Here is a 13,900-nt window from a genome sequence, read left to right on the forward strand (position 1 = left end):
TCAGTCTTCGTCGGCGATCCAGCCCATGGTCCGCTCGACGGCCTTGAGCCAGCTCTTGTACTCACGGTCGCGGGTGTCCGCGTCCATGCGGGGGGTCCACTCGGCGGCCCGGCGCCAGTTGGCGCGCAGGTCGTCGGTGCTGTTCCAGAAGCCGACGGCGAGACCGGCGGCGTAGGCGGCGCCGAGGCAGGTGGTCTCGGCGACCATGGGGCGCACCACGGGGGCGTCCAGGAAGTCCGAGAGGGTCTGCATCAGCAGGTTGTTGGAGGTCATGCCGCCGTCGACCTTGAGGGCGGTCAGCTCCACCCCGGAGTCCTTCGTCATGGCGTCCGCGATCTCCCGCGTCTGCCAGGCGGTGGCCTCCAGGACGGCGCGTGCGAGGTGCGCCTTGGTGACGTACCGGGTCAGGCCGGCGATCACACCGCGGGCGTCGGAGCGCCAGTACGGGGCGAACAGGCCGGAGAAGGCCGGCACGAAGTAGGCGCCGCCGTTGTCCTCGACCGACAGGGCGAGGGTCTCGATCTCGGCGGCGGTGGAGATCAGGCCCATCTGGTCGCGCATCCACTGCACCAGCGCGCCGGTGACGGCGATCGAGCCCTCCAGGGCGTAGACCGGCTGCTGGCCGCCGATCTGGTAGCCGACGGTGGTCAGCAGGCCGCTGTAGGAGTTGATGATCTTGTCACCGGTATTCATCACCATGAAGGTGCCGGTGCCGTAGGTGGACTTGGTCTCGCCCTCGGAGAAGCAGGTCTGGCCGAACAGGGCCGCCTGCTGGTCGCCCAGCGCCGAGGCGACCGGGATGCCGCCGAGCAGGTCGCCCAGCTTGCCGCCCGTGATCTCGCCGTAGACCTCGGCGGAGGAGCGGATCTCCGGCAGCATCGCGGTGGGCACGCCGATGGACTCGGCGATCTTCTCGTCCCACTCCATGGTGTGCAGGTTCATCAGCATGGTGCGGGAGGCGTTGGTGACGTCCGTGACGTGGCGGCCGCCGTCGGCGCCGCCGGTCAGGTTCCAGATGACCCAGGTGTCCATCGTGCCGAAGAGGATGTCGCCCGCCTCGGCACGCTCCTTGAGGCCGTCGACGTTGTCGAGCAGCCAGCGGGCCTTGGGGCCGGCGAAGTAGGAGGCGAGGGGGAGACCGGTCTCGCGGCGGAAGCGGTCCTGGCCGACATTGCGGCCCAGCTCGCGGCAGAGGGCGTCGGTGCGGGTGTCCTGCCAGACGATGGCGTTGTGGACGGGTTCCCCGGTGTTCCTGTCCCACAGCACGGTGGTCTCGCGCTGGTTGGTGATGCCGATGGCCTTGATGTCGTCGCGGGTGATGCCGGCCTTCTCGATGGCTCCGGCGACGACCTCCTGGACGTTGGTCCAGATCTCGGTGGCGTCGTGCTCGACCCAGCCCGGCTTGGGGAAGATCTGCTCGTGTTCCTTCTGGTCGACGGAGACGATCCGGCCGTCACGGTCGAACACGATGCAGCGGGACGAGGTCGTGCCCTGGTCGATGGCTGCGATGAACGGGCCGGCGGTGTGGGCGTCGGTCACTGTGTGCTCCTGGGAGTTCCTTGGTTACGGGGCTGTACGTACGGCGCTTCGGCGCGGACTCGGTGGCCGGCGGGCATCCGGCGCCCTCAGGCGAGGGCGACGTTGTAGATGCCTGCCGCGAGGGCGCCGCCGATCAGCGGCCCGACCACCGGGACCCAGGCGTAGGACCAGTCCGAGCCGCCCTTGTTGGGCAGCGGCAGCAGGGCGTGCACGATGCGCGGACCGAGGTCACGGGCCGGGTTGATCGCGTACCCGGTCGGGCCGCCGAGGGAGAGACCGATCGAGACGACCACGAGCGCCGTGATCAGTCCGCCCAGGACGCCGAGGCCGTTGCCCGCGTCGTTGAGGCCCTGGGTGAGCACGGCGAGCAGCAGGACCATGGTGCCGATGATCTCGGTGGCGAGGTTCTGCACCGGGTTGCGGATCTCGGGGCCGGTGGAGAAGACGCCCAGCACCGGGCCGGCGCCCTTCTCCTGGGCCTGGACCGCCTTCGCGGTGGTGGCCTGGGCACCCGGCCCGCCGACGATCTCCTTGTCCGTCAGGTGGACCTGGAACTGTCCGTAGTACGCCATCCAGACCAGAGTGGCACCAATCATCGCGCCGAGGAACTCTCCGGCGAAGTAGACCGGAACGTTGCTCCAGTCGCCGTCCTTGATGGCGAGGGCCACGGTGACGGCGGGGTTGAGGTGGGCGCCGGAGAGCGGTCCGGCGATGTAGACGGCCGTCATGACGGCGAAACCCCACCCGAAGGCGATGGCGAGCCAGCCGGCGTTACGGGCCTTGGAGGCCTTCAGGGTCACGGCGGCACACACACCGCCGCCGAGCAGGATGAGTATGGCGGTACCGATGGTCTCGCCGATGAAGATGTCGGAGCTGGACACCCGCGACTCCTTTGTCCTTCGTCCAGGGAAGCCGACCCCCGGGTCCCACCGGGGATTGGCGCCCTCGGAAATGAGAGCGATGCCGGCCCTTGGCGTTGTCACACTCTAGCGCGTATTGCCGGTAGGTGTTCGACAATGCCGACCGATGGACGGGAGTCTCGCCGTGGCGCGATACGTGCGTCAAGGGTCTGGTAATCGAAAACGGGATCGTTATTGATCCCGCCGGGCGGACCGGCCCTCCCGGCCGCCCGGCGCCCCCTGCCGCGCACGCGCGCGAGCGGGAACGGCCCGCGGAACGGGAGCGCGGCGGGCCGGCGCACGGGAGCGGGCACGGCTGCGACCGGAGTGCCCGCGTGGCGCCCCGGTCGTACGTCCTGCCTGCTCAGAAGCGGCGCGCGCCCAGGTCTCGGGACACCGAGCGGGCGCAGTCCCGCACCGCCGCGATCAGTTCGGCCCGCAGCTCGCCGTCCCGGCGCAGCCGCTCCACCGCGCCGGTCACCCCGACCGCGCCCACCGGCATCCGCCGCCGGTCGTGGATCGGCGCCGCGACGGACGCGACGCCCTCCCAGGTCTCCTCCACGTCCGCCGCGTAGCCCCGCGCGCGGGTGAGGTCCAGGACCTGCTCGAAGGCGTCCGCCTCGCACACCGTGCGCTCGGTGAACGCTTTGCGGTCCGCGTCCAGGGCCTCGCTGTGGGCCACCGGGTCGTAGGCGGACAGCACCTTGCCGAGGGCGGTGGAGTGCAGCGGCTGCATGGCCCCGATCTCCAGGACCTGCCGGCTGTCGTCGGGCCGGAACACGTGGTGCACGATCAGCACGCCCTGCTGGTGCAGCACCCCCAGGTAGACGCTCTCGCCGCTGGAGCGGGCCAGGTCGTCCGTCCAGACCAGGGCCCGGGCCCGCAGTTCGTGCACGTCCAGGTAGGTGGTGCCCAGGCGCAGCAGCTCGGCGCCCAGCTGGTAGCGGCCCGAGGCCTCGTCCTGCTCCACGAAGCCCTCGTGCTGGAGGGTGCGCAGGATGCCGTGGGCCGTGCCCTTGGCCAGGCCCAGCGACGAGGCGATGTCCGACAGGCCGAGCCGCCGCTCGCCGCCCGCGAGCAGCCGCAGCATCGCCGCCGCCCGCTCGAGCGACTGGATGTTCCGTGCCATCGCCGTACTGCCTCCGTCCCCTTCGACCGTCGACCCGCGACGCCCCTGCCGCTGTTCGGCATTGCCGAACACTACCGGTCGATGCCGACCTCCCGCCAATGGTCGGACGTCAACGATCGCGTCACCCGTCCTCCGTAACCGTGTGCCGTCCATCATGGTCCGGCCCGTGGACGCCCTGAACATCGGGACGCGGACCCGGCTACCCTGGCCGCGTGCGCCCCTGCCGGGGACGGCCCGTGACGCCTCCCCGCGCAGCCGCAAAGCCGACAGCCGTCGCATCTGAGGGAGCCCCTTACATGGCCTCGTTGCCGCAGTCCCCTTCCGCCGACAGCCGGACCCGTGTGTCCGCCCTACGAGAGGCACTCGCCACCCGGGTGGTGGTCGCCGACGGTGCCATGGGCACCATGCTCCAGGCACAGGACCCCACACTCGAGGACTTCGAGAACCTCGAGGGCTGCAACGAGATCCTGAACCTGACACGCCCGGACATCGTCCGTTCGGTCCATTCGGAGTACTTCGACGCGGGTGTCGACTGCGTCGAGACGAACACCTTCGGCGCCAACCTCACCGCCCTGGGCGAGTACGACATCGCCGAACGCGTCACCGAACTGTCCGAGGCCGGTGCGCGCATCGCCCGCGAGGCGGCGGACGAGTACACCGCCCGCGACGGCCGGGCCCGCTGGGTCCTGGGCTCGATGGGTCCCGGCACCAAGCTGCCCACGCTCGGGCACACCACCTTCACCGCCATCCGGGACGCCTACCAGCAGAACGCCGAGGGCCTGCTCGCCGGCGGCGCGGACGCCCTGCTGGTCGAGACGACCCAGGACCTGCTGCAGACCAAGGCGAGCGTCATCGCCGCCCGCCGCGCGATGGAGACCGCCGGGTTCGACGTCCCGCTCATCGTGTCGGTCACGGTCGAGACCACCGGCACCATGCTCCTCGGCTCCGAGATCGGCGCCGCGCTCACCGCGCTGGAACCGCTCGGCATCGACCTCATCGGGCTGAACTGCGCGACCGGCCCCGCCGAGATGAGCGAGCACCTGCGTCACCTGGCCCGCCACTCCCGCATCCAGCTGTCCTGCATGCCCAACGCCGGCCTGCCGGAACTCACCAAGGACGGGGCCCGCTACCCGCTGACCCCCGGGGAGCTGGCCGACGCGCAGGAGACCTTCGTCCGCGACTACGGCCTGTCCCTGGTCGGCGGCTGCTGCGGCACCACCCCCGAGCACCTGCGGCAGCTCGTGCAGCGCGTGGGCGACCTGGCCCCCGCCGAGCGCGAGCCGCGCCCCGAGCCCGGAGCCGCCTCCCTCTACCAGAGCGTCCCCTTCCGCCAGGACACCTCCTACCTGGCGATCGGCGAGCGGACCAACGCCAACGGCTCCAAGAAGTTCCGCGAGGCCATGCTGGAGGGCCGCTGGGACGCCTGTGTCGAACTGGCCCGCGAACAGATCCGCGAGGGCGCGCACATGCTCGACCTGTGCGTGGACTACGTCGGCCGCGACGGCGTCGCCGACATGCGCGAACTGGCCGGCCGGCTCGCCACCGCCTCCACCCTGCCGATCGTCCTGGACTCCACCGAGGTCGACGTCATCCGGGCCGGGCTGGAGAGGCTGGGCGGGCGCGCCGTCATCAACTCCGTCAACTACGAGGACGGCGCCGGACCCGAGTCCCGCTTCGCCCGCGTCACCCGGCTGGCGCAGGAGCACGGCGCCGCCCTGATCGCGCTGACCATCGACGAGGAGGGCCAGGCCCGCACCGCCGAGAAGAAGGTCGAGATCGCCGAACGGCTGATCGAGGACCTCACCGGCAACTGGGGCATCCGTGAGGAGGACATCCTCATCGACTGCCTCACCTTCACCATCTGCACCGGCCAGGAGGAGTCCCGCAAGGACGGCCTCGCCACCATCGAGGGCATCCGCGAACTGAAGCGGCGCCACCCCGCCGTGCAGACCACGCTGGGCCTGTCGAACATCTCCTTCGGCCTCAATCCGGCCGCGCGCATCCTGCTGAACTCCGTCTTCCTCGACGAGTGCGTCAAGGCCGGACTGGACTCGGCGATCGTGCACGCCTCGAAGATCCTCCCCATCGCCCGCTTCAGCGAGGAGGAGGTGCAGACCGCCCTCGACCTCATCCACGACCGCCGCCGCGAGGGCTACGACCCGCTGCAGAAGCTGATGCAGCTGTTCGAGGGCGCCACCGCGAAGTCCCTCAAGGCCGGCAAGGCCGAGGAACTGGCCTCCCTGCCGTTGGAGGAGCGGCTCAAGCGCCGCATCATCGACGGCGAGCGCAAGGGCCTGGAGGCCGACCTGGACGAGGCCCTGCAGACCCGCAAGGCCCTCGACATCGTCAACGACACCCTCCTGGACGGCATGAAGGTCGTCGGCGAGCTGTTCGGATCCGGCCAGATGCAGCTGCCGTTCGTGCTCCAGTCCGCCGAGGTGATGAAGTCCGCCGTCGCCCACCTCGAACCGCACATGGAGAAGACCGACGAGGCGGGCAAGGGCACCATCGTGCTGGCCACCGTCCGCGGCGACGTGCACGACATCGGCAAGAACCTGGTCGACATCATCCTGTCGAACAACGGCTACAACGTCGTCAACCTCGGCATCAAGCAGCCGGTCTCCGCGATCCTCGACGCCGCCGACGAGCACCGGGCCGACGTCATCGGCATGTCCGGCCTCCTGGTGAAGTCCACGGTGATCATGAAGGAGAACCTGGAGGAGCTCAACCAGCGCGGACTGGCCGCCGACTACCCGGTCATCCTCGGCGGCGCGGCCCTGACCCGCGCCTACGTCGAGCAGGACCTGTACGAGATCTACCAGGGCGAGGTCCGCTACGCCCGCGACGCCTTCGAGGGCCTGCGCCTGATGGACGCCCTCATCGGCATCAAGCGCGGGGTGCCCGGCGCCAAGCTGCCCGAACTGCGCCAGCGGCGGGTGCGGGCCGCCACCGTCGAGATCGAGGAACGCCCCGAGGCCGGGCACGTGCGCTCCGACGTCGCCACCGACAACCCCGTGCCCACCCCGCCGTTCTGGGGCACCCGGGTCAGCAAGGGCATCCAGCTCAAGGAGTACGCGTCCTGGCTCGACGAGGGCGCCCTGTTCAAGGGGCAGTGGGGCCTGAAGCAGGCCCGCACCGGCGAGGGGCCGACGTACGAGGAGCTCGTCGAGACCGAGGGGCGTCCGCGGCTGCGCGGGCTGCTCGACCGGCTCCAGACGGAGAACCTGCTGGAGGCGGCCGTGGTGCACGGCTACTTCCCGTGCGTCTCCAAGGACGACGACCTGATCGTCCTCGACGACGACGGCAACGAGCGCACCCGCTTCACCTTCCCGCGCCAGCGCCGCGGCCGGCGCCTGTGCCTGGCCGACTTCTTCCGGCCCGAGGAGTCCGGTGAGACGGACGTCGTCGGCTTCCAGGTCGTCACCGTCGGCTCCCGCATCGGCACGGAGACCGCCCGGATGTTCGAGGCCAACGCCTACCGCGACTACCTGGAGCTGCACGGCCTGTCCGTGCAGCTGGCGGAGGCGCTCGCCGAGTACTGGCACGCCCGCGTGCGCAGCGAACTGGGCTTCGCCGGGGAGGACCCGGCCGCCATGGAGGACATGTTCGCCCTGAAGTACCGGGGCGCCCGCTTCTCCCTCGGCTACGGGGCCTGCCCGGACCTGGAGGACCGCGCCAAGATCGCCGAACTGCTCCAGCCGGAGCGCATCGGGGTCGAGCTGTCCGAGGAGTTCCAGCTGCACCCCGAGCAGTCCACGGACGCCATCGTGATCCACCACCCGGAGGCCAAGTACTTCAACGCCCGCTGAGGCACGTACGTGCCTCCCGGTCCCCTGTCACGAGCCCCTCGCGCACGGCCCGCGCGGGGGGCTCGCGGGGGACTCACGGGGGACTCACGGGGCAAATGAGGCACTTGCCGCGCGCGCGACGTACACTGGTCGGTCCACTGCAGGCCGGTTCCCCGCACGGGGGACCGGCCTGCTCGCCCCTTCAGGAGGTACGTGGATGACCAGTACGATCCCCGCCTTCGGTTCCTCTCCCGGGCCCCTGCCCGGGACGCACGGCCCCGCCCCGGCGACGGCCGCGCCCGCACGCGCCGCCGGCGCCGGCCTGCAGGCCGTGCTCCTCGACATGGACGGCACGCTCGTCGACACCGAGGGCTTCTGGTGGGACGTCGAGGTCGAGGTCTTCGCCTCCCTCGGCCACACCCTCGACGACTCCTGGCGCCATGTCGTCGTGGGCGGTCCCATGACCCGCAGCGCGGGGTTCCTCATCGAGGCGACCGGCGCCGACATCACCCTCCCCGAACTGACGGTGCTGCTCAACGACGGCTTCGAGGCCCGCATCGACCGGGCCCTGCCGTTGATGCCCGGGGCCGGGCGGCTGCTCGCCGAACTGTCGGAGCACCGCGTTCCCACGGCCCTCGTGTCCGCCTCGCACCGGCGGATCATCGACCGCGTCATGAACTCCCTCGGGCGGCGCCACTTCGGCCTCTCGGTCGCCGGTGACGAGGTCCCGCGCACCAAGCCGCACCCGGACCCGTATCTGGCCGCCGCGGCCGGACTCGGGGTCGACCCGGCCCGGTGCGCGGTCGTCGAGGACACCGCGACCGGGGTCGCCGCCGGCGAGGCCGCGGGCTGCCAGGTCGTGGCGGTTCCCTCCGTCGCGCCGATCGCGCCGGCCGCCGGGCGCACCGTCGTGCCCTCGCTGGAAGTCGTCGACCTGACATTCCTGCGCGGCCTGATGACGGAAATGCGCTAGGGGTTCACCCAGCGTGCAGCGGCATCCGGACGGAAATTCCCATTGCGTGACCGGGTGATCACGGAACAGGTGTCCGACAGAATTCGAATCACTGTCGATGGCTGAATTCCGATACCGGAGAGGCCGTTTTCACATGTGAGGTTCACCACTTCTGCGGGGTGCGGAGGGGGTGGCGGTGCGTGCCGTCCGCCCCTTTTCGGCAGCTGTGCTCGGACCCATGTGTACCGATTGGTGGGACGCTGCACGAATCATTCCCCGGTACTTCTGCCGGTGCGTTCACACCTGATTCCACTGCGTGATGAGAGCCCAACTCCAGTGACTGTCCGCCCTCCTGCGGGGGCGGTCTAATCTCGACGCGAGAACATCACCCCCCTTCTCACGTGATCCGCTGCGCCACCCCCGCATGCCGGGTACACGGAGTCGACAGCTCTGGAGAAACTCGAGCATGAACCGCAAGACTTTGGTGCCGGCGGCCGCGATCGGCCTGCTCGCGCCGGTGCTCGCCGGCTGTGGCGACACCGAGGGCGGCAGCCGCGACAGCGACGCCATCGTGGTCGGCACCACGGACCGGTTCACCGCCTCCAAGGACGACCCGGCGCCGATCGACCCCGCCTCCGCCTACGACGTCGGCACCTGGAACGTCCTGCGCCAGACCGTGCAGACGCTGATGATCCAGCCGCGCGGGGCCGGCGAGCCCGTGCCGGAGGCGGCCGAGTCGTGCGGTTTCACCGACGCCGGCAACGAGCGCTACCGCTGCACCCTGCGCAAGGGCCTGAAGTTCGCGAACGGCGACCCGGTCAGCGCCGAGGACGTGAAGTACTCCATCGACCGGGCCCTCGCCATCAAGGCCGACAGCGAGGTCTACGCGCTGCTGTCCACCATCGACACCGTGGAGACCCAGGGCGACCGTGAGGTGATCTTCCACCTGAAGAGCGCCGACGCGACCTTCCCCTACAAGCTCTCCACCCCGGTCGCCGGCATCGTGCACCCGGACAGCTACGCCAAGGACAAGCTGCGCGACGGCTTCGAGGTCGACGGCTCCGGCCCGTACGTCCTGGACGCCGAGGTCGACAAGGGCGAGATGGTCCGCGCCACCTTCACCAAGAACCCGCACTACAAGGGCTCGTTGAAGGTGAACAGCGACAAGCTGCAGATGGTCTCGTTCGCGGACCCCGACGCCATGGGCGACGCGCTGGAGCACGATGACATCGACGTCATGACGCGCACCATGTCGCCGGACCAGATCGACGAACTCGCGGGCAACGCCGAGGACGACATCGACCTCGTCGAGATGCCCGGCCTGGAGATCCGCTACCTGGTCTTCAACACCGACGCCCCGGTCGTGAAGTCCAAGGCGGTCCGGCAGGCCATGGCGTACACCGTCGACCGCGGCGCGCTGGTCTCCTCGGTCTACGGCTCCCAGGCCGAGCCGCTCTACTCGCTCGTCCCGGCGACCGTCACCGGCCACTCGAACTCCTTCTTCAACCAGTACGGCGACCCCGACCCCGCCAAGGCCCGGGAGCTGCTCGAGGACGCCGGGGTCAGCACCCCGGTCGAACTGACGCTGCACTACAACACCGACCACTACGGACCGGGCACCAAGGCCGAGTTCGAACAGCTCAAGAAGCAGCTCGACGCCAGCGGCCTGTTCCGGATCGACATCAAGGGCCACCCCTGGTCCACCTACCGCCCGGCCGGACAGAAGGGCGAGTACGACGTCTACGGCATGGGCTGGTTCCCCGACTTCCCCGACGCCGACAACTTCCTCGCACCCTTCCTGGACGAGAACAACTTCCTGCGCTCGCCGTACGCCAACGACGAGATCCGCGACGACCTCATCCCCGCGTCCCGTCGCCAGGCCGACCGGCTGTCCGCCGCGGGCAGCCTGACGGACATTCAGGACATCGTCGCCGACGACGTGCCCGTGCTGCCGCTGTGGCAGGGCAAGCAGTACCTCGCCGCCCACGACGACATCACCGGCACCGCCTACTCGCTCAACTCCTCGGCGACGCTCCAGTTGTGGGAGCTCGGCCGGGGAGTGGACGGCTGACCGACCCACCCGCCCGGGCCGGGGACCTCCGCGGCCGGGACCTACCGAGGACGAAGCACACGTGAACCTGCGCAACAAGTGGCCGGTCCTGCCCCTGGTGGCGGGCCTGGCCTCCGGCCTGCTGACCGGCTGTGGATCAGAGAACGGCGACTCCGGGGCGGACGGCTCCAACGTCGTGGTGGGAATGTCCGACGACGTCCTCGCCACCGACCCGGCCTCCGGCTACGACCCCGGTTCGTGGCTGCTGTTCAACAACGTCTTCCAGTCGCTGCTCAGCTTCCCCAAGGGAGCCACCGAGCCGCAGCCCGAGGCGGCCGAGGAGTGTGCCTTCACCGACTCGGAGACCACGGTCTACCGCTGCACGCTCAAGGACGGGCTGAAGTTCAGCAACGGTGAGTCCCTCACCTCGAAGGACGTGAAGTTCTCCTTCGACCGCATGCTGAAGATCGACGACCCGGACGGCCCGGCGGTGATGTTCTCCACCCTCGAAGAGGTCGAGACGCCCGACGACAGGACGGTCGTCTTCCGGCTCAACACCTCGGACGCCACCTTCCCCAGCAAGATCGCCTCCGGTGCCGGATCCATCGTCGACCACCGCGCGTACGACGCGAACGGCCTGCGCGAGGACGGCAAGGCGGCCGGCTCCGGCCCGTACAAGCTGGACTCCTACGGCGAGGACAAGGCCGTGTTCTCGGTCAACCCGCACTACAAGGGCACCGTGACGACCAAGAACTCGGGCGTCACCCTGAAGTTCTACCGCGGCGACCAGGGGGCCCTGCAGAAGGCGGTGCAGGACGGCGAGGTCGACATCGCCTACCGCGGTCTGACCGCCAAGGCCATCGCCGACATCGAGGAGACCTCCAAGGGCACCGAGGACATCGAGGTCGTCGAGGGCAGCAGCGCCGAGGTCCAGCACCTCGTCTTCAACATGGACCACCCGGTCGCCGGAAAGACCGGCGTCCGCAAGGCCATCGCGCACCTGCTCGACCGCGAGGCCCTGATCCAGGACGTCTACCGGGGCACGGCGACCCCGCTGTACTCGATCATCCCGGCCGGTATCGCGGGCCACAACACCGCCTTCTTCGACACCTATGGCGCCCGCCCCTCCCGGGCCAAGGCCGCCGCCGCCCTGCAGGACGAGGGCATCAGCGGCAAGGTGAAGCTGACCCTGTGGTCCACGCCGTCCCGCTACGGCCCGGCCACCGACGAGGAGCTCACCGCCATAGCGAAGCAGCTCAACGCCAGCGGCCTGTTCGACGCCGACATGAAGTCCGTCGACTTCGAGCAGTACGAGAAGGACGTCGAGGCCGGCAAGTACGGCGTCTACGTCAAGGGCTGGGTGCCCGACTACCCGGACGCCGACAACTTCACCGGGCCCTTCTTCGGCGAGGGCAACGTGCTGAGCAACAACTACAGCAACCGCACCATCACCGGCACGCTCATCCCGCGCACCGCCGCCATCACCGACCGCGGCGCGACCGACAAGGAGTACGGCGAACTCCAGGACATCGTCGCCGACGAACTGCCGGTCCTGCCCGTCTGGCAGGCCAAGCAGTACGCGGTCGTCCGTGACGGCGTCGCCGGCGTGGAGTACTGCCTGGACGCCTCCACCGTGTTCCGGTTCTGGGAGCTGAGCAAGAGCTGACCCGGGCCCGCACACGCGAGGGGCGCCCCCTTCCCGGCCGGGAAGAGGGCGCCCCTCGCTCGTAGCCGGACCGCGACGGGCCCGGGCCCGCTCACTGGGCGCCGGGGCGCACCAGACCGCTCTCGTAGGCGTACACCGCGGCCTGTACCCGGTCGCGCAGGCCCAGCTTGGTCAGCACATGGCCCACGTGCGTCTTCACCGTGGTCTCGCTGACGAACAGGTCCGCGGCGATCTCCGCGTTGGACAGGCCGCGGGCCACCAGCTTCAGCACCTCGACCTCACGGTCGGTCAGCGTGTGCAGCGTGTCCGGCACCGGCTCCTCACCGGACGGCAGGTGGGTGGCGTACTTGTCGAGCAGACGGCGCGTGATGCTCGGCGCGAGCATCGCCTCCCCGGCGGCGACCACCCGGATCGCCTGCACCAGCTCGTTGGCCGGGGCGTCCTTCAGCAGGAACCCGCTGGCACCCGCCTTCAGGGCCTCCACGACGTACTCGTCGAGGTCGAACGTCGTCAGCACGAGCACTTTCGCCGGGCCGTTCCGCTCGGGACCGGTGATCTGCCGGGTCGCCTCCACCCCGTCCATCCGCGGCATGCGGATGTCCATCAGCACCACATCGGGCTGCAGAGCCCGCACCTGGTCCAGGGCCTGGAGGCCGTCCCCGGCCTCGCCGACGACCGCGAGATCCTGCTCGGCCTCCAGAATCATGCGGAAGCCCGTGCGCAGCAGGGGCTGGTCGTCGACCAGTAGGACGCGGATGGCCACGTAAGTCTCCTTCGCTAGTCCGGTCCCATTCTGCCCTGCGGCGGGCGGCCGGTTCCCGGCCGGGGCACCGCGGCCCCGGGCCGGCCCCGGTCAGGCGCCGCTGGGCGCGGGCGGCGGGACCGGCAGCGGGTAGGGCGGGGGAGTGCCGCCGAACTCGGGGCAGTGCTCCCGGTGGTCGCACCAGCCGCACAGCTTGGTGGGCCGCGGACGCCAGTCACCCGTCTCGGTGGCCTGCCGGATCGCGTCCCACAGGGCCAGCAGCCTGCGCTCGACCCGCTCCAGGTCGGCGAGCACGGGGTCATACGTCAGCACGTCGCCGCTGCCCAGGTACACCAGCTGCAGACGGCGCGGGACGACGTTCTTCAGCCGCCACACCACCAGCGCGTAGAACTTCATCTGGAACAGCGCGCCCTCGGCGTACTCCGGACGCGGTGCCTTCCCGGTCTTGTAGTCGACGATGCGCACGTCACCGGTGGGCGCCACGTCGACCCGGTCGATGATCCCGCGCAGGGTCAGCCCGGAATCCAGCCGCGCCTCGACGAACAGCTCCCGCTCCGCCGGCTCCAGCCGGCTGGGGTCCTCCAGCGTGAACCACCGCTCGACCAGCTGCTCCGCCTCCGCCAGCCACCGGGCCAGCCGCTCGCCCCCCGGATCCTCGGCGAACAGCTCCCCGACCTCCGGTCTGCTCTCCAGGAGCCGCTCCCACTGCCCCGGCAGCAGCGCCTTGGCGCGCGGCGCGGTCCGCTCGGCGGCCGGGGCGTCGAACAGCCGCTCCAGCACGGCGTGCACCAGCGTGCCCCGGGTCGCCGCCTCGCTGGGCTTCTCCGGCAGCCGGTCGATGACCCGGAACCGGTACAGCAGCGGGCACTGCATGAAGTCACTGGCACGGGACGGCGACAGCGAGGCGGGCGGCAGCGCGGGAGCACCGCTCACCGCGGCCGCGCCGGCCGCGGCCCCGGTCGGGGCGTCCGGTGCCGGCGGTGTCCGGTCCGCGACCGCCGGGCCGCTCTCGGGCCGTGCCGGGTGCTCCGTGCTCGTCTCCATGCCCCAGACCTTACGGCCCGGCGCCGACATCGACGTCAGGGCGGGGGCGCCTGTGGACAACTGCCCGAGG

General features: G+C 70.4%; 9 protein-coding genes. 4 read left to right on the forward strand and 5 right to left on the reverse strand.

The genetic code is table 11. The annotated features are described in order from the left end of the window. The 3 genes from glpK to ACIRPP_RS15840 form a co-directional block, all read right to left on the reverse strand. Positions 1 to 1,539 (reverse strand): glycerol kinase GlpK, encoded by a 1,539-nt coding sequence (glpK, locus tag ACIRPP_RS15830; RefSeq protein ID WP_403642493.1) that lies wholly within the window; start codon positions 1,537 to 1,539, stop codon positions 1 to 3. Positions 1,540 to 1,625: 86 nt separating this feature from the next. After that, on the reverse strand, positions 1,626 to 2,420 hold the full coding sequence (locus ACIRPP_RS15835) for an MIP/aquaporin family protein (protein ID WP_192232212.1): 795 nt from the start codon (positions 2,418 to 2,420) through the stop codon (positions 1,626 to 1,628). 382 nt (positions 2,421 to 2,802) lie between these two features. Continuing rightward, on the reverse strand, positions 2,803 to 3,567 hold the full coding sequence (locus ACIRPP_RS15840; RefSeq protein WP_403642496.1) for an IclR family transcriptional regulator: 765 nt from the start codon (positions 3,565 to 3,567) through the stop codon (positions 2,803 to 2,805). A 296-nt stretch (positions 3,568 to 3,863) separates the two neighbouring features. Between ACIRPP_RS15840 and metH the strand changes: the two genes are divergently transcribed. The 4 genes from metH to ACIRPP_RS15860 all read left to right on the forward strand — a co-directional run bounded on the left by metH (position 3,864) and on the right by ACIRPP_RS15860 (position 12,023). Then, positions 3,864 to 7,376 carry a methionine synthase gene (gene metH / locus ACIRPP_RS15845; protein ID WP_403642499.1) on the forward strand — a complete coding sequence of 1,171 codons (3,513 nt, stop codon included), beginning with the start codon at positions 3,864 to 3,866 and terminating at the stop codon, positions 7,374 to 7,376. Positions 7,377 to 7,572: 196 nt separating this feature from the next. Further along, positions 7,573 to 8,328, forward strand: a complete 756-nt coding sequence (locus ACIRPP_RS15850; protein ID WP_403642502.1) for an HAD family hydrolase — start codon at positions 7,573 to 7,575, stop codon at positions 8,326 to 8,328. Positions 8,329 to 8,773: 445 nt separating this feature from the next. Continuing rightward, a complete protein-coding gene (locus tag ACIRPP_RS15855; protein WP_403642504.1) occupies positions 8,774 to 10,378 on the forward strand; it encodes an ABC transporter substrate-binding protein in 1,605 nt (534 codons plus the stop codon). Between the two features lie 61 nt (positions 10,379 to 10,439). Continuing rightward, on the forward strand, positions 10,440 to 12,023 hold the full coding sequence (locus tag ACIRPP_RS15860; RefSeq protein ID WP_403642507.1) for an ABC transporter substrate-binding protein: 1,584 nt from the start codon (positions 10,440 to 10,442) through the stop codon (positions 12,021 to 12,023). Positions 12,024 to 12,114: 91 nt separating this feature from the next. Here ACIRPP_RS15860 and ACIRPP_RS15865 read toward each other — a convergent pair whose 3' ends face one another. Beyond that, positions 12,115 to 12,786, reverse strand: coding sequence for a response regulator transcription factor (locus ACIRPP_RS15865; protein ID WP_024885186.1), 672 nt, complete (start codon positions 12,784 to 12,786; stop codon positions 12,115 to 12,117). Positions 12,787 to 12,876: 90 nt separating this feature from the next. Beyond that, positions 12,877 to 13,830 carry a RecB family exonuclease gene (locus tag ACIRPP_RS15870; RefSeq protein WP_403642511.1) on the reverse strand — a complete coding sequence of 318 codons (954 nt, stop codon included), beginning with the start codon at positions 13,828 to 13,830 and terminating at the stop codon, positions 12,877 to 12,879. Positions 13,831 to 13,900: the final 70 nt, after the last annotated feature.

This window comes from Streptomyces sp. NPDC101219 (genome assembly GCF_044767675.1).
Classification (GTDB): domain Bacteria; phylum Actinomycetota; class Actinomycetes; order Streptomycetales; family Streptomycetaceae; genus Streptomyces.